Origin of the sequence: Marinomonas sp. FW-1, assembly GCF_005222245.1 — a bacterium.
Classification (GTDB): domain Bacteria; phylum Pseudomonadota; class Gammaproteobacteria; order Pseudomonadales; family Marinomonadaceae; genus Marinomonas; species Marinomonas alcarazii.
Map to the genome: position 1 here is coordinate 2,207,502 of NZ_CP025987.1, position 15,535 is coordinate 2,223,036.

The following is a 15,535-nucleotide window of genomic DNA, read 5'->3' on the forward strand; positions in this document are numbered from 1 at the left end:
GATCTTCCGTATTAAATGTTAAGGGCTTGAGGCTGTTGAGCAGCATGTGGATGCTCAGTACCAGCGTACACTTTCATTTTCTTGTGCATTGCACGGCCCAAAGGACCTTTTGGCAACATACCTTTTACGGCGATTTCAAGAACGCGCTCAGGAGCGTGATCAATCAACTTCTCGAAATTCATAGAACGCAAGCCGCCTGGGTAACCAGTATGGCGGTAGTATTGTTTAGCAGCTGCTTTGTTACCTGTAACGTGAATTTTCTCAGCATTGATAACAACGATGTAATCACCAGTGTCAACATGAGGAGTATATTCCGCTTTATGCTTACCGCGAAGACGGCGAGCAATTTCAGTAGCCAAGCGACCTAGAGTTTTGCCTTCAGCATCAACCACGAACCAGTCGCGGCGTACTTCAGCAGGTTTAGCTGTAAAAGTTTTCATGAAAAAACCCTATCAATATGCGTGCTCAATGACACGCTATACCTATTATTATTGGTTGGCCGAAAGCAAAGCTTTCGATCAACGTACACTTACCTTTAAAAAGGCGAGCGAAGTATATAATAAAATTAGCGATTATGAAAGTCGAAAGACACTTATGGGCGGTGCTCTAAGGACAAATATTCCTCAGATTGCATCTCTAATAATCGACTTACTGTACGATCGTACTCAAAGGCCAATCGTGTCCCAACGTATATATCAGGAATCGCCACTTCTGCCGAAAATATCACCTTAACATGACGATCATAAAACTCATCAACCAAGTTGATAAAGCGTCTTGCTAAATCATCACGAGCGGCATCCATCTGAGGCAAATTAGAAATAATCACCGTTGTATAAAGGCGCGCGATTTCAATATAGTCAATTTGACTTCTTGGCCCATCGCAAAGGGCTTTAATGTCAAACCATGCAAGGTCTTCACAACTTCTCAACAAAGGAATTGCACGTCCCTCTATCTCGACATTACCTCCCTCAACAATGTGGGAAGCATCTGAAATAAGGCTCATAAATCGGTCATTCAGTTCCTTATCTGCCGCTTCACTCAAAGGGTAGTGATACAGTTTAGCTTGCTTCAAAGTACGCAATCGGTAGTCAACACCACCATCAACGTTCATCACTTTGGTGTGCTGCTTAACCAAATCAATAGCAGGCAAAAAGCGCGCTCGTTGTAAGCCATTCTTATACAAGCCATCTGGTTCAATGTTAGAAGTCGCCACTAAGGTTGTGCCATTTTTAAATAACACATCTAGCAAGCCTGCCAAAATCATGGCATCAGTAATATCGGTCACAAAAAACTCATCAAAGCACAAAACCTGTGCTTTGGAAGATATTTGCTTACCTACTATCTCTAAAGGGTTTTTAACGTCATTCAATTTACGCAGTTCTTGGTGAACCATTTGCATAAAGCGATGAAAATGCAAACGCATTTTCTTCTCTGTCGGCAAACAATCAAAAAACGTATCCATTAGGTAGGTCTTGCCTCTACCCACGCCACCCCAAAAATAGAGCCCTTGTTCTACAGTAGGTGTTTTCTTCTTTAAAAGCCTTCCCAAAAAGCCATCGGAAGACTTGTTGGCCTGATTTGCGACTAAACGATCAAATAAATCTTGAAGAGCCTCTACCGCTTCTTCTTGAGCTGGATCATAATGAAAGTCTTCTCTGGTCAAATCTTGTTTGTAACGTGTAATGGGTGTCATCGCCGCTCTTATTCGCTCAATTAGGTGAATTGCAATTATTCTAACAAATTGCGTCTTAAACAACACCTATCGAGCTGTTATCGTAGAAGTGATTTCGCTATAATAGATCATCTGTTTTTTGGAGAAAGTCATGAACTTGGAAGAATTCAACATCATCATCTTTATTACGGGCATCATTATTGGCTGTGTTGCCACGCTTTTTGTTAAAAGCCTTAATACAAGACAAAACAAACAAGCAACCTCTAACTCAAGCATCATCACTATTAAATCGCTACAACAGGAGTTAGACAGCAAACAAGTTATCATTGATAACTTCTTCACTGACAGCAATGAACAACTTAACGCTGCCGAGAAGCGCCTAGCAGAATTAAGAAGCGTCCTTGCCAACAATGCGTCTCAATTAAGCAATGTTAAAATTGAAAAACACCAAGCTAGCACTACCGTAACCGCTGATGATTCTGAAATAACAGAACCACCTAGAGATTACGCGCTCAAAAAAGATAAAGAGCCAGGTATGCTAAGTGAAAGCTTTGGCCTTGATGATCGAAACCGTGACTTAGACCTAGAACCAAAACGCACCATATAAAAAAAAGGGCTTTTTAAAAGCCCTTTTTTTTGCGCTTAACTTCAAGTTTAGGCAGGGTTATCCACATCAATAAACGTCGCGTCCAAGCCACACTCATTCGCTAAATAAGCCGCCATTGATCTAGCTCCAAAGCGTTCAGTAGCATGGTGTCCAGCCGCAATAAAATGAATCCCCATCTCACGGGCAATATGAATAGTCTGCTCAGACACTTCACCCGTAATGAAAGCATCCGCCCCAATAGCCACAGCCTGCTCTATATAGCCTTGCGCACCTCCAGTACACAAAGCCACTCGATGTATAGGCTGATCACTAACACGCTCAAACAACACACTTCGACTGACCGCTGATTCAACTCGTTGCTGAAAAGCATCAAGTGACATAGCTTCCTCTAACTCACCCACAATACCGATGGACTCCTCGATGGGAACCCCAGCCTGTAGAGCAGATCGACAAGACAAACCAATAGCATCAGCCAAGCCCGCATTATTACCCAGAGTTGGATGCGCATCCAACGGCAAGTGATAACCATACAAATTGATGTCATGCTTTATTAATGCAGCGATACGGCGATACTTCATACCTACAATACGAGGATCTTCGTTTTTCCAAAAATACCCATGATGAACAAAGATTGCATCGGCCTTTAGCTCAATAGCAGCATCAATTAACGCCTGACTTGCTGTAACACCTGTCACAACACGGTTAATCTCTTTTTTTCCTTCCACCTGCAAACCATTGGGCGCATAATCTTTGAAACGACTTGGACTTAATGTTTCATTAAGCAATAACTCAAATTCACTGCGTAGCAAAGTAACCTCTCACATCTATGAATCAAAAAACTTACTGGGTTTCGGCCATTATCTCTATTCTCACCGGCACTTGTATAGGCCTAGCCGTCTTACTTATTCAAGAGAAACAAAAAACACCTATTACAAGCTACTCTTCACCTGTAAAAGCTGCGACTCCTTCCGTTGTAAACATCTACACTCAAATTGCAGAACCAAAAGCGTTTAACGATACAAATGAAGTGAAACACAGCATAAATTTAGGCTCTGGCGTTATAGCGACTAAAGATGGTTTCATTCTAACCAATCATCACGTCATCCAAAATGCCCATAGCATTGTTGTCGCCCTACATGATGACAGACGTGTCGAAGCTAAAATTATTGGCTCAGATCCATCTACCGACTTAGCGGTTTTAAAAATAGGCCTGCCCAATTTACCAAGTATTAAAATGGGTAAAAGTGATGATGTCTTTGTAGGCGACCAAATTCTCGCTATTGGCAATCCTTTTGGCATAGGCCAAACAGTAACAGCTGGGATAATCAGCGCCAAAGGCCGCAATAGCATAGGACTTAACACTTATGAAAACTTCTTACAGACAGACGCAGCCATAAACCCTGGCAACTCAGGCGGCGCACTCATCAACTTAAAAGGTGAGCTTATTGGCATTAGCTCGGCTATTTATTCAAGCACGGGAGGCTCACAAGGCATTGGATTTGCTACACCTGTTGATGATGCACTTGAGGTTATGGCAGACATAATCAAACACGGTGAAGTGATCAGAGGCTACTTAGGAATGGACGCGAAAAAAATCACCAAAGCACTAGCAGAAAACCTATTACTGCCGTCAGAGAGTGGGCTACTAGTGAGTGATATTACAAAAGAAAGTCCAGCCGACAAAGCGGGCATAGAAATTGGAGACATTATCCTTGAAATCAATAACACCCCAAGCAAAGATCCATTTCAGATTAGACACTTAATTGCATCACTAAAGCCTGGCACAAATATTTCTTTGCGTGGTATTCGTGGGCAGCAGTCCTATCAAACCAATATCATGCTAGAAAAACAGCCCACAATGCAGCGAATTACCTATTGAACTAACGCATAAGCTCTACTTGCTCTTTTAGGTTTTGCAAACTGTGCTCGAAATTACGCCCAGCAATATCGTTAGCAAAAAAAGCAAGATAAGGACTCAACCAACCAGCATTCAGGTCACCTTCTATTGTCCAGGTAACCAAGGTTTCACTACCATTATCCTGAAGTTCGATCTGATTTCGAACCAAATTAACCCCAGGCTTAGGGCGAACATCGAAACGGATAACGGATGATGAGGATTCAATAACAGACAGCAAACCCTGCTCAGTTTCGCCATTGTAAACTAAAGCAACGGAGTCCCCTTCTCCTAAAACCCCTTCAAAGTCATCCACCTTACCATCCTGAATAAACATCCAATTTGGTAAACTGTCCCCTTGCAGAATGTGTTGGTAAATTGCATCCCGTGACGCTTTAACCACAACGCTGCGCTCCACTCGATAGTCAGTCGGCATGAAAAAGCCAACAACTACCAAAAGCAAAATAACCAACGCGGAAATACGCGTTACTTTTCGCAGCGTATAAAGAGCCGACGGGTGAGACAAATTACTCACCCTTCTCATCCTGCAAAATACGATATTCCGCAGACAAAGCGTGCGCCTCTAGAGATTCGCCACGCGCCAAAGGCGAAGCAATTTTCGCCAACTCACTTGCCCCTTCAGGAGAACAATAAATCAAGGAGCTGCGTTTTTGGAAATCGTATACACCTAAAGGCGATGAAAAACGTGCCGTGCCTGACGTCGGTAAAACGTGATTTGGTCCAGCACAATAATCACCAAGCGCTTCTGGCGTATGACGCCCCATAAAAATAGCACCTGCGTGACGAATTTTTTCAACCCACTTTTCAGGCTCATCCATAGACAACTCTAGATGCTCCGCAGCAACGATATTAGCAATATCCATTGCCTCATCCATGTTTTCAACATGAATAAATGCGCCACGGCCTTCCAATGATGCCTTAATAATATCTTTGCGACTTTGCGTTTGAAGCAACTTATCCATCGAGCTCTTCACCGCTTTCAGGAAAGCAGAATCCGGTGAAATCAAAATCGATTGAGCGTCTTCATCATGTTCAGCCTGTGAAAATAAATCCATCGCAATCCAATCAGGATCGGTTTTACCATCACACACAACCAATATCTCAGAAGGGCCGGCAATCATATCGATACCAACCACACCAAACACCATCTTTTTAGCGGTAGCTACGTAGATATTTCCTGGCCCAACAATTTTATCGACCTTAGGAACACTTTCTGTTCCGTAGGCCAGAGCCGCAACGGCTTGAGCACCACCAATAGTAAAGACACGATCAACACCCGCGATGTAAGCCGCTGCTAAAACGATGTCATTAACAACCCCATCAGGTGTTGGAACTACCATGATGATTTCACTAACACCTGCCACTTTAGCAGGCATAACGTTCATCAACACAGATGAAGGATACGCCGCTTTACCACCAGGAACGTAAACACCCACTCGATCTAATGGCGTTATTTTTTGACCCAAAACAGTGCCGTTGTCTTCCTGATACTGCCAAGAAGGCTGTATCTGACGCTCATGATAATTATGCACTCGCTTAGCCGCTGCTTCCAAACTAGCAACTAACTCCGCACTCACACGGCCTTTCGCCAATGCCAACTCATCACGAGTGATTTCCAGCTCAGAAGAGGACGCAACGTTTCGACGGTCAAATTTATTGGTAAACTCGATAAGCGCAGTGTCACCTTGTAGACGAACTTGCTCAACGATATTAGCTACGGCTTGCTGAACACCAGCATCAGACACTGAATCCCATGCAAGTAAAGATTCTAGCTCTGAACGAAACCCTTCAGCACTAGAAGAAAACTCTCGAATATTCAGACTCAATTACTTACCCTCGTTATCTTCAACTGCACTTCTTATCATTTCTAAAATAGGCTCAATTTCTGAGTATTTAGTCTTGTAAGCGGCTTTATTGACCACCAAACGTGTACTAATAGGCGCAATCAAATCTCGCGCTTCTAGACCATTCGCTTTTAAGGTGTTGCCCGTATCCACTATATCGACGATAAGGTCAGCAAGCCCCATAATTGGAGCCAGCTCCATCGCGCCATACAGCTTGACCACATCCGCTTGTACACCTTGTTCAGCAAAGTACGCTTTCGCAGTTTTAATGAACTTAGAAGCCACTTTTAAGCGTCTGTTTGGTAACGCTTGACCAACAACACCGGCTGTCATCAAGCGACACTTCGCTATTTTAAGGTCTAATAACTCATACAAGTTTTTAGTAGAGGCTTCCATTAATACGTCTTTGCCCGCCACACCAAAGTCTGCCACACCATGATCAACATAAGTAGGCACATCGGTTGCACGCAAGATAACTAACTTTATATGCTCGTGATTGGTATCAAAAATTAGCTTTCGACTTTTGCTTATATCTTCAACAGGAACAATATTCGCCTTCTCTAAAAGCGGCAAGGTTTCACCGAGAATACGCCCTTTCGACAGCGCAATCGTTAATGTCTTACTCATATCAATTTAGAACCCGTGAAATTTTCGCACCCAATGCACCGAATTTTTCTTCAATACACTCGTAACCGCGATCGATGTGGTAAATGCGATCAATTTTAGTATCGCCCTCAGCAACTAACGCAGACAGAACCAAGCTTGCGGATGCACGTAAATCCGTTGCCATGACAGGCGCACCTTTAAGGCGATCACAACCGCGCACAATAGCCGTATTACCATTTACTTCGATATCGGCACCCATACGTAACATTTCGTCTACGTGCATAAAGCGATTTTCAAAAATATTCTCAATTACTCGACCAACACCGGTAGCAACAGAGTTTAATGCAACAAACTGAGCCTGCATGTCGGTAGGGAAAGCTGGGTAAGGGGCTGTACTAATATTAACAGCCTGAGGTCGACGGCCTTCCATATCTACCTCAATCCAATCCTCTCCGCACGTCACTTTCGCGCCCGCTTCTTCTAATTTAGCGAGTACCGCTTCCAGTGATTTAACATCGGTATCAATCACTTTCACTTTACCACCAGTAATGGCAGCAGCGACTAAGAAAGTACCAGTCTCAATACGGTCTGGCATTACTGGGTAGCTAGTGCCATGTAGAGCTTCAACACCATCCACAACGATTGTATCGGTACCATGACCCGTAATTTTGGCCCCCATTGCAATGAGGCATTCAGCCAAATCCACCACTTCCGGCTCACGTGCAGCGTTTTCTAAAATAGTCTGCCCATCCGCTAACGTCGCAGCCATGAGTAGATTTTCCGTTCCTGTTACAGTCACTTTATCAAAGAAAATGCGCGCACCTTTAAGGCGACCGTCAACACTAGCAACAATATCGCCGCCTTCTACACTAATAGTTGCGCCCATCGCTTCTAAACCACGTAGGTGCAAATCAACTGGTCGACTACCGATAGCACAGCCACCTGGCAGAGACACAATCGCCTTACCAAAATGGCTTACCAACGGACCAAGGACCAAAATAGAAGCGCGCATGGTTTTCACCAGCTCATAAGGTGCTTCGCAATTATTAAGTGTTGAAACGTCAAGCTGAACACTCATTTTTTCATCAACCACGACACCACAGCCCATGGAACCTAACAATTCCAACATGGTGGTAATATCGTGCAAATGAGGAAGGTTTTTGATCGTAATTAATTCTTTTGTTAACAAAGTGGCTGCAAGAATTGGCAGTGCAGCATTTTTCGCGCCAGACGCACGAACAACGCCATTAAGCCGAGCACCACCGGTAATCAGAAGCTTATCCATATTTTTAATCTCTTATAATCGCTTAATTACAGCTTATTTATTTGTTCGGGCGTGTAGGTTTTCATCGTAACGGCATGAATGGCGCCACTGGAAATAGCTTCCTGAAGATGAGAGTAGACAAGCTGCTGTCTTTTAACAGTCGATAATCCTTCAAATTCGCTTGTTACTACTACTACTTGAAAATTGCATCCTTCCCCTTCAGCGATTACTTCGCAATTAGGGATAGAGGATTCTAAAAGTGCTTTAACTTCACCTGCGTTCACAGTCGCTCCAATAGATTAAATATACATAATTGCCTTTATTCTACATTAGTACAGCCAACTACTTAACACCTCAAAGCCCAACTCTGAATAAAAAACTAGCTGTTTTCTAACATTTTAATCTAGGCTGACAATTGGGCAGACAAAAAAATCCGAACCCACAGAGTGAATTCGGATTTTTAAGGTGTTCTGTTGCCGTAAAAATTATGACTTTTTAGCTAACGACTCTTTCCATGCCGAAATAGCAGACTCAATATCGTTTCTATTTTGCTGCATCATCACACCGAACTGCTTGCGAAAAGTCAGACCAAAGTTAATGTTATTAATAACGACGTTACTCAACATCCAGTTACCTTGCTCTGCCTGCTCCATATAAAAAGAAATATTTAGAACACCGCCCGCTTCCATTTGAAAATTGACATCCACTTTGGTTTCGTTACCGCGACCTTGAGGCCCTAAAGGCAGAACGTTAATTCGGTCCGCATCCAGCTCTAAAAGAGATGCGCCATAAGTTTTGAGCAAGGTATCCTTGGTGACATTGGCGAAACGAATTCTTTGTTCTGGGGAAGCTCTACGGTAATACTTACCCATTACCTTTTTAGAGAAGTCATCAAAATCAACCACATCCTTCAAAATATCATTAACTCGCTGCTCAAGTAGCGCAGGATCTTTCGCTAAAACAGCCTTATCAGCAACAATATTAGTTCGAAACGCCTCAACAACATTAACCACAGTGTTTCTAGCATCATCCACGTTAGACCACGCGAAATTTGCACCGACTAGGGAAAGAAATAAAAACACACCTGAGAAAAATCTAGTCATAATATTACTCCGAATCACCTGCTTTGAATAAAAATTGACTAATTAAGGTTTCCAAAACGAGAGCTGACTGCGTATCAAATATCTCGCCACCATCTTTCAGCATTTCATCCTCTGCACCGATTGATATCCCTAAATACTTTTCACCCAACAAGCCACTGGTCAAAATAGCAACAGAGCTATCCGTGGGAATATTATCAACATCCGAATCTATGTTCATGGTAACTAGCCCCATGTATAAATCCTTATCAAAGGTAATGGATTCAACACTACCGACATTAACACCAGCAATCGTCACTTTAGCTCGATTACTTAACCCACCAATATCATCAAATCTTGCCACTATCTGATACGTGTCTTTTTTATCAGAAAACGCCAATCCACTGACCTGAACGGCAAGGTAAACAAAGGCCATAATACCAACAACAATAAAGGCCCCTACAGCCAATTCAATACGCTTACTTCTCATCTTAAAAATCTCCAAACATGGCGGCAGTTAATACAAAGTCCAACGCCAAAATAGCCAATGAACCTAAAACAACAGTACGAGTAGTTGCTTTACCAATCCCCTCAGAGGTTGGTACACACTCATATCCTTGATAGACAGCAATCCAAGTAACAGCAACAGAGAAAAAGACCGCTTTAATAAAGCCGTTAAGAATATCAGTATCAAAATAGACTGACTGCTGCATCAAGGACCAAAAAGCGCCATCATGGACGCCCAACCAATTAACGGAAACAACAAGCCCCCCGATAATCCCAGTCGCTGAAAATATCAAACTCAACAAGGGCAAACAAATGACACCTGCAATAAATCTAGGCGCAATCACTCGACGAAGCGGATCAACGCCCATCATTTCAAAGCTAGACAACTGCTCCGTTGCTTTCATCAAGCCAATTTCAGCAGTTAACGATGATCCGGCACGGCCAGCGAACAATAGAGCCGTTACCACAGGCCCCAATTCTCGTAGCAGAGCCAGTGCCAACAACTGACCAACCGCTTCTTCCGAGCCAAACTTTGCCAGTATGCTATAGCCCTGTAGCGCCAAAACCATCCCTATAAAAGCACCAGAAACAACGACAATAACAAGAGATAAAACACCCACAGAATACAACTGCTTGACCAGCAGATTTAAAGACTCTTTCGGTCTAACTGGCAACCTCACGATACTCTGCACCAAGAAAATACCTGCACGCCCTACTGACTCTAGCCAGTTCAGCAATGCGGCTCCAAGCTCTGCAATCATCTTCATAAAACACCCTTACCAGCATCAGCGCGGTTTTCTGGATAATGAAATGGTACTGGACCATCTGGCTCACCGTTTAAAAACTGTTGAACCTCAGCATTATCTGATGCCCTTATCTCATCGGCAGAGCCTTCAGCGATAACACGACCGCCCGCTAAAATGCACACATGATCCGCAATTGAAAGAGACTCTTCAACATCATGAGACACAAGCACTGAAGTGATGTTCGCCGTATCATTTAACTGGCGTATTAATTTAACCAGAACGCCTTTTGAAATAGGATCTTGGCCTGTAAATGGCTCGTCATACATGACTAATTCAGGGTCCAACGCAATCGCCCTAGCCAATGCCACGCGTCGAGCCATACCACCAGAAAGTTCAGAAGGCATTAATTTCGCTGCGCCACGCAAACCGACACTGTAAAGCTTATCCAAAACTCTTTTAGAGATGGTTTCTGCATCAAGCTTGGTATGCTCCTCCATAGGAAAAGCGATATTTTCAGCTACACTCATATCACTGAACAAAGCACCACTCTGAAAAAGCATGCCCATTTTCTTCCTCGCCTTATACAGGTTCGACCTAGACAAAGCGTGGATGTTTTTACCGTCCACCAACAACTCACCGGAGTCTGGTGCTAACTGAGCAGCAATAAGGCGTAACAACGTTGTTTTACCTGTCCCGCTTGGCCCCATGACAGCAGTAATCTTCCCGCGAGGAATGGTCAGGGAAACGTTTTCGTAAATAACCCTATCCCCCCTCGAAAAACTCACATTTCGGACTTCAATATAAGCATCAGTCACTAGTACACCCTTACCATCCTTCCTAAATATGGATTGATACTATCACTGCCCCCCAACAATTAGAATCGCGGCAAAGGCAAAACTACTTTGTTTGCAAGATCAAGCCTTGAATTTAGTTGCTAAACCTCATTAAATGGTGCCTTCTAATTTCAATGAGTCTTACTACCCATTATGCTGTTATTTTCCGTTGCTCTCATCGCTGGACTAATTTTACTCGTCATTAGCTCTGACAAATTCATTGAGCATGCCGCATTGGTGGCTGAAAAGCTTAATGTAAGCCCTATGGTCATTGGTATCACACTGGTGGCGTTTGGTACTTCTGCTCCTGAAATGGTGGTTTCTGCTATCGCCGCACTGGATAATGCACCTGAAATAGCAATCGGTAATGTTTTAGGCTCCAACATTGCCAACATCGCTCTAGTGTTGGGTGTCACTTTATTATTCTCTGCCATCCCTATCGCAAAAGGGCTTTCGACGAAAGAAGTACCTCTGGTGTTAGCCATCACAGTACTGACTGGTTTTTTACTCTATGACCAAGCACTAGGGTTATGGGATGGTGTAATACTCATCATTGCATTTGTCGCCGTGCTGATAATCCTATTACGCGGTAACAAAGATTTGGAAAGCGAACTAAAAGAAGAGCTTCCCGCAGATGATGGCTCATCAACATTAAAATCCTTAATCATTGCGTTAATTGGACTGGTTGTACTCATAGGTAGCTCTAAACTTCTAGTTTGGGGCGCCATTGGCATAGCGACTGCTTTGGGAGTGAGCGAGCTAGTTATTGGCCTGACTATCGTTGCAGTTGGAACCAGCCTTCCTGAGTTAGCAGCTTCTGTTAGTAGTGTGAGAAAAGGACATCATGATATCGCCATTGGCAACGTACTAGGTTCAAACGTATTTAACCTAGCCACCGTATTACCTTTACCAGCACTGATCGCCCCCGGCATAATCGACCCAAGTGTCGTGCAGCGTGATTTCCCTTGGGTACTAGGATTAACGGTCGCACTTGCTATTGCCATCTTTATATTCAAAAAATCTAAGAGCAATGCAATCCCTAGATGGATAGGCCTGCCTTTCATTGCATCCTATGGCATATATATATTTGCAATCAGTACGAATGGCGCGCCATAACAATGAATTTAGCAAAGACACTTAAAACCAGAAACATTCTACTATTAGCGGCAGTAACTGTGGTTATTGCTTCGATTAGCTGGTACAGCACAAAGCCATCAAGAAACTTAGTCGAAAGCGATGCACTTCGTGGCTCGCCCGATTATTTCATCACCGATGTGCAGGTAAAAGAGTTTGATGAAAATGGAGGGCTAATCGAAACACTGAACGCCAAACAAACCTCTCACTATGACCTTAAAGAGAAAACCTTGCTCGAACAGCCTAGTGTTGCCCGATATTCAGAATCGGGACAATGGCATGGAAAAGCAGATAAAGGGGTTATTGAAGACGGAAGTAATGATATTCTATTAACAGACAACGTAAGAGCAACGAAAAAATATCAGCAGTCTGAAGACATCCAGCTTAGCTCGGACAACATGCACTACGTAGACAAAGACAAATCATTGACCAGCTACGGAGCTGCTACCTTGATATCAACCCAAGGAAAAACCTCCGCGAATAAGATTACAACCTTTATAAACTCAGAAGAAGTCGTGATGACAGGATCTGTACGAGGAAACTATGAAACAACTCATTAACGCCAGCATGTTGCTCACTTCTGCCCTTATTGGACAATACACTTACGCTTTACCAGATGACCTTAACAAGCCATTAGAAATTCAAGCTGATGAAGCCTCTTTCGACCAGAATTCAGGCGAAGCCATCTATAAAGGCAACGTCTTTGTAAAACAAGGCTCCATAGAAATCCAAGCACAGTATTTAAAAGTCACAACAGACCCAAGCACCCGCAGATTTAACAGCCTAGAAGCCACAGGGTCGCCAGCAAAATTCAGTCAACAAATAGATTGGAATGGCAACATAGTTATCAGTAGAGGGAATGAAATCCACTACCAAACCGACGAATCCAAACTTGAAATCACTGGAGATGGATACCTAAGCCGTATGCAGAATTCTATCTCCGCTGATTACATTCTCTACATGATCCAAGATGGCACCTTTAGCGCAGAGAAAAAAGATTCTGGTCGCGTCAATATGACCTTACAGCCACAAACTACTGAGGCAAAATAATAGATGGCCTTACTAGAAGCAAAACACCTTGCAAAAAGCTATAAAAAACGCAAAGTAGTAAAAGACGTCTCAATTTCCGTTGAATCAGGCCAAGCCGTTGGTTTATTAGGACCAAACGGAGCAGGAAAAACCACCTGTTTCTATATGATAGTTGGTATGGTCGCCAATGACGCTGGCGGCATATTTATTGACGGCATAGACATCACCCATGACGCCATGCACACTCGCGCCCAAAAAGGTGTTGGCTATCTTCCTCAAGAGGCATCTATTTTTAGAAAAATGTCTGTAGAAGACAATATTTTAGCGATTTTAGAAACACGCAAAAATCTCACTAAAGCACAACAACATGAAAGATTAGAAGAGCTCTTAGAAGAGTTCCATATCACCCATATCCGCACCAACTTAGGAATGGCATTATCAGGAGGTGAAAGGCGCCGGGTAGAAATAGCAAGAGCGGTTGCAATGAACCCAAAATTCATTCTGCTTGATGAGCCATTTGCTGGAGTAGACCCAATCTCCGTTGGTGACATAAAACAAATAATTAAACACCTCCAAGAAAGTGGAATCGGTGTCCTAATTACCGATCATAACGTCAGAGAAACCCTCGACATCTGCGATAAAGCTTACATTGTTGGTAATGGTTATATCATCGCATCAGGCGATGCCAGTACAGTCATCAACAATGAACAAGTAAAAAAGGTCTATTTAGGCGACGACTTCCGCCTATAACCCCTTATCATTGCTGTAGAAAGGGAGTAGTATGCACAACTCGTTCCAATTCACTCAAACAAAAAGAGTTGCTCCATGAAGCAGTCTTTACAATTAAAGCTAGGTCAACAGCTAACCATGACCCCACAACTGCAGCAAGCTATACGCTTACTGCAGCTTTCTACGTTGGATTTGAAGCAAGAGATTCATGAGTTCCTAGAGTCGAACCCACTGCTTGAGCTTGATGATGACGAGCAAACTCATAATGAGTTACCTGCTAGCATAGAGTCAAAAAGCGCAACAGAAACACCTCTAGATAACGGTGAAGAAGCACGCCTAGAGTCCGAATGGACAGAAAGCATCCCAGAAGAGCTATCCATAGACAGCAATTGGGATGATACTTACCAAAGTTCAGCTGCGGTCAGTGACAACCTTAGCTTTGAAGGCGATAGCGATTTTGAAAGCCGTAACGCACCTGCTGAAAGCATTCAAGACCATCTTATCTGGCAACTAAACCTTACTCACATGTCTGATAGAGACCTTGAGATTGCCTATGCCATCATTGAATGTGTCCAGCCTGATGGATACTTAAGCATTACACCTGACGACATCTGCGAATCACTAAGCATTGAACTTGAAGACCTAGAAATGGAAGAAGTCATTGCGGTTCAACATAGACTGCAGCGCTTCGACCCAGTCGGCGTCTGCTCTATTGATTTACGTGATTGTCTGTTGGTGCAATTAGAAGCTTTCCAGACTCACCCTCTATACAAAAGCACCTATAACCTTATTGACCATTATTTACCCTTATTGGGCAATAGAGATTTTGCGCAACTAAGCCGCAAAACAAAATTAAAAGATGAAGCGCTAAAAGAAGTCATTAGCTTAATTCAACAACTAAACCCGCGCCCAGGCTCGGTTATTGATGCCGATGATACCGATTACGTTATTCCTGACGTGTCAGTCAAAAAACGTAATGACGTTTGGCAAGTTGAATTAAACAACGACGCTCTTCCACCAATAAAAATCAATGAAACCTATTCCGCCATGGCCAGCACCGCTGCCACAGCCGAAGATGCTTCTTACATCAAAAACTCACTACAAGAAGCTAAATGGTTCATGAAAAGTTTACAAAGCAGAAATGAGACGCTACTAAAAGTAGCCAGCTGCATTGTCAGCAGACAGATCGATTTTTTTGAGCTTGGTGAAGAAGCCATGAAACCAATGGTGCTTCATGACGTAGCTGAAGAAGTAGGCATGCATGAGTCAACCATATCTAGGGTAACCACTCAAAAATACATGCACACACCAAAAGGGATATTTGAATTAAAATATTTCTTTTCGAGCCATGTTAATACAGCCTCTGGTGGTGAGTGCTCTTCGACAGCAATTAGGGCCATGATCAAAAAACTTGTTGCTGACGAACCTGCTAAAAAACCTTTAAGTGATAATAAGTTAGCTGCCATTTTGGCAGATCAAGGCATACAAGTTGCTCGACGGACTGTAGCCAAATACCGTGAGGCGATGAACATCCCTCCTTCCAATGAACGCAAACGACTGATCTAAACGG

The 15,535-nt window shown here is 43.2% G+C and carries 19 protein-coding genes; 7 read left to right on the plus strand and 12 right to left on the minus strand.

What is annotated here, in order from left to right; translation table 11 throughout:
• Positions 1–11: 11 nt before the first annotated feature.
• Together rplM and zapE are read right to left on the minus strand one after the other, a co-directional pair.
• Complete coding sequence (gene rplM, locus C1X04_RS10340; RefSeq protein WP_012070101.1) at positions 12–440, minus strand: 50S ribosomal protein L13; 429 nt, start codon at positions 438–440, stop codon at positions 12–14.
• A 152-nt stretch (positions 441–592) separates the two neighbouring features.
• Positions 593–1,693 (minus strand): cell division protein ZapE, encoded by a 1,101-nt coding sequence (gene zapE / locus C1X04_RS10345; protein WP_137169857.1) that lies wholly within the window; start codon positions 1,691–1,693, stop codon positions 593–595.
• A 130-nt stretch (positions 1,694–1,823) separates the two neighbouring features.
• On the opposite strand from zapE, the gene C1X04_RS10350 reads away from it, so the two are divergent.
• Positions 1,824–2,279: a DUF1043 family protein gene (locus tag C1X04_RS10350; protein ID WP_137169858.1), complete on the plus strand. Its 456-nt coding sequence runs from the start codon at positions 1,824–1,826 to the stop codon at positions 2,277–2,279.
• A gap of 47 nt (positions 2,280–2,326) precedes the next feature.
• Here C1X04_RS10350 and C1X04_RS10355 read toward each other — a convergent pair whose 3' ends face one another.
• A complete protein-coding gene (locus tag C1X04_RS10355; RefSeq protein ID WP_137169859.1) occupies positions 2,327–3,088 on the minus strand; it encodes a Nif3-like dinuclear metal center hexameric protein in 762 nt (253 codons plus the stop codon).
• Positions 3,089–3,105: 17 nt separating this feature from the next.
• On the opposite strand from C1X04_RS10355, the gene C1X04_RS10360 reads away from it, so the two are divergent.
• Entirely contained in the window at positions 3,106–4,158 is a 1,053-nt protein-coding gene (locus C1X04_RS10360) for a S1C family serine protease (protein ID WP_110572976.1), read from the plus strand.
• Between the two features lies 1 nt (position 4,159).
• Here C1X04_RS10360 and C1X04_RS10365 read toward each other — a convergent pair whose 3' ends face one another.
• The 9 genes from C1X04_RS10365 to C1X04_RS10405 all read right to left on the minus strand — a co-directional run bounded on the left by C1X04_RS10365 (position 4,160) and on the right by C1X04_RS10405 (position 11,055).
• On the minus strand, positions 4,160–4,708 hold the full coding sequence (locus tag C1X04_RS10365; RefSeq protein WP_254682247.1) for an SRPBCC family protein: 549 nt from the start codon (positions 4,706–4,708) through the stop codon (positions 4,160–4,162).
• Positions 4,701–6,020, minus strand: a complete 1,320-nt coding sequence (gene hisD, locus C1X04_RS10370; protein ID WP_110572980.1) for a histidinol dehydrogenase — start codon at positions 6,018–6,020, stop codon at positions 4,701–4,703. The genes C1X04_RS10365 and hisD overlap by 8 nt, the downstream gene beginning before the upstream one ends.
• Positions 6,021–6,665 (minus strand): ATP phosphoribosyltransferase, encoded by a 645-nt coding sequence (gene hisG, locus C1X04_RS10375; RefSeq protein WP_110572982.1) that lies wholly within the window; start codon positions 6,663–6,665, stop codon positions 6,021–6,023.
• Between the two features lies 1 nt (position 6,666).
• A complete protein-coding gene (murA, locus tag C1X04_RS10380; RefSeq protein ID WP_137169861.1) occupies positions 6,667–7,929 on the minus strand; it encodes a UDP-N-acetylglucosamine 1-carboxyvinyltransferase in 1,263 nt (420 codons plus the stop codon).
• Positions 7,930–7,955: 26 nt separating this feature from the next.
• The gene (locus tag C1X04_RS10385) at positions 7,956–8,192 is read right to left on the minus strand and encodes a BolA family protein (RefSeq protein WP_110572987.1); all 237 of its coding nucleotides are present in this window, start codon (positions 8,190–8,192) and stop codon (positions 7,956–7,958) included.
• Between the two features lie 201 nt (positions 8,193–8,393).
• The gene (locus C1X04_RS10390; protein WP_110572989.1) at positions 8,394–9,011 is read right to left on the minus strand and encodes a phospholipid-binding protein MlaC; all 618 of its coding nucleotides are present in this window, start codon (positions 9,009–9,011) and stop codon (positions 8,394–8,396) included.
• Between the two features lie 4 nt (positions 9,012–9,015).
• Complete coding sequence (mlaD, locus tag C1X04_RS10395) at positions 9,016–9,477, minus strand: outer membrane lipid asymmetry maintenance protein MlaD (protein WP_110572991.1); 462 nt, start codon at positions 9,475–9,477, stop codon at positions 9,016–9,018.
• Between the two features lies 1 nt (position 9,478).
• A complete protein-coding gene (gene mlaE / locus C1X04_RS10400) occupies positions 9,479–10,261 on the minus strand; it encodes a lipid asymmetry maintenance ABC transporter permease subunit MlaE (protein ID WP_110572993.1) in 783 nt (260 codons plus the stop codon).
• The gene (locus C1X04_RS10405; protein ID WP_110572995.1) at positions 10,258–11,055 is read right to left on the minus strand and encodes an ABC transporter ATP-binding protein; all 798 of its coding nucleotides are present in this window, start codon (positions 11,053–11,055) and stop codon (positions 10,258–10,260) included. The genes mlaE and C1X04_RS10405 overlap by 4 nt, the downstream gene beginning before the upstream one ends.
• Positions 11,056–11,226: 171 nt before the next feature.
• On the opposite strand from C1X04_RS10405, the gene C1X04_RS10410 reads away from it, so the two are divergent.
• The 5 genes from C1X04_RS10410 (at position 11,227) to C1X04_RS10430 (ending at position 15,531) form a co-directional block, all read left to right on the plus strand.
• Positions 11,227–12,189 carry a calcium/sodium antiporter gene (locus C1X04_RS10410; RefSeq protein ID WP_137169862.1) on the plus strand — a complete coding sequence of 321 codons (963 nt, stop codon included), beginning with the start codon at positions 11,227–11,229 and terminating at the stop codon, positions 12,187–12,189.
• A 2-nt stretch (positions 12,190–12,191) separates the two neighbouring features.
• On the plus strand, positions 12,192–12,767 hold the full coding sequence (lptC, locus tag C1X04_RS10415; protein ID WP_137169863.1) for an LPS export ABC transporter periplasmic protein LptC: 576 nt from the start codon (positions 12,192–12,194) through the stop codon (positions 12,765–12,767).
• Positions 12,751–13,257, plus strand: coding sequence for a lipopolysaccharide transport periplasmic protein LptA (lptA, locus tag C1X04_RS10420; RefSeq protein WP_110573001.1), 507 nt, complete (start codon positions 12,751–12,753; stop codon positions 13,255–13,257). The genes lptC and lptA overlap by 17 nt, the downstream gene beginning before the upstream one ends.
• Before the next feature lie 3 nt (positions 13,258–13,260).
• Positions 13,261–13,986, plus strand: a complete 726-nt coding sequence (lptB, locus tag C1X04_RS10425) for an LPS export ABC transporter ATP-binding protein (RefSeq protein WP_110573003.1) — start codon at positions 13,261–13,263, stop codon at positions 13,984–13,986.
• A gap of 75 nt (positions 13,987–14,061) precedes the next feature.
• On the plus strand, positions 14,062–15,531 hold the full coding sequence (locus C1X04_RS10430; protein ID WP_137169864.1) for an RNA polymerase factor sigma-54: 1,470 nt from the start codon (positions 14,062–14,064) through the stop codon (positions 15,529–15,531).
• Positions 15,532–15,535 lie beyond the last annotated feature (4 nt).

Excerpts from the sequence above, each read along its gene's own strand:
- C1X04_RS10430 (WP_137169864.1), top strand. The coding sequence starts at position 14,062 with ATGAAGCAGTCTTTACAATTAAAGCTAGGTCAACAGCTAACCATGACC.
- lptB (WP_110573003.1), top strand. The coding sequence starts at position 13,261 with ATGGCCTTACTAGAAGCAAAACACCTTGCAAAAAGCTATAAAAAACGC.
- mlaE (WP_110572993.1), bottom strand. The coding sequence starts at position 10,261 with ATGAAGATGATTGCAGAGCTTGGAGCCGCATTGCTGAACTGGCTAGAG.
- murA (WP_137169861.1), bottom strand. The coding sequence starts at position 7,929 with ATGGATAAGCTTCTGATTACCGGTGGTGCTCGGCTTAATGGCGTTGTT.
- zapE (WP_137169857.1), bottom strand. The coding sequence starts at position 1,693 with ATGACACCCATTACACGTTACAAACAAGATTTGACCAGAGAAGACTTT.
- C1X04_RS10350 (WP_137169858.1), top strand. The coding sequence starts at position 1,824 with ATGAACTTGGAAGAATTCAACATCATCATCTTTATTACGGGCATCATT.
- rplM (WP_012070101.1), bottom strand. The coding sequence starts at position 440 with ATGAAAACTTTTACAGCTAAACCTGCTGAAGTACGCCGCGACTGGTTC.
- C1X04_RS10360 (WP_110572976.1), top strand. The coding sequence starts at position 3,106 with ATGAATCAAAAAACTTACTGGGTTTCGGCCATTATCTCTATTCTCACC.
- C1X04_RS10390 (WP_110572989.1), bottom strand. The coding sequence starts at position 9,011 with ATGACTAGATTTTTCTCAGGTGTGTTTTTATTTCTTTCCCTAGTCGGT.
- C1X04_RS10410 (WP_137169862.1), top strand. The coding sequence starts at position 11,227 with ATGCTGTTATTTTCCGTTGCTCTCATCGCTGGACTAATTTTACTCGTC.
- lptC (WP_137169863.1), top strand. The coding sequence starts at position 12,192 with ATGAATTTAGCAAAGACACTTAAAACCAGAAACATTCTACTATTAGCG.
- mlaD (WP_110572991.1), bottom strand. The coding sequence starts at position 9,477 with ATGAGAAGTAAGCGTATTGAATTGGCTGTAGGGGCCTTTATTGTTGTT.
- hisG (WP_110572982.1), bottom strand. The coding sequence starts at position 6,665 with ATGAGTAAGACATTAACGATTGCGCTGTCGAAAGGGCGTATTCTCGGT.
- lptA (WP_110573001.1), top strand. The coding sequence starts at position 12,751 with ATGAAACAACTCATTAACGCCAGCATGTTGCTCACTTCTGCCCTTATT.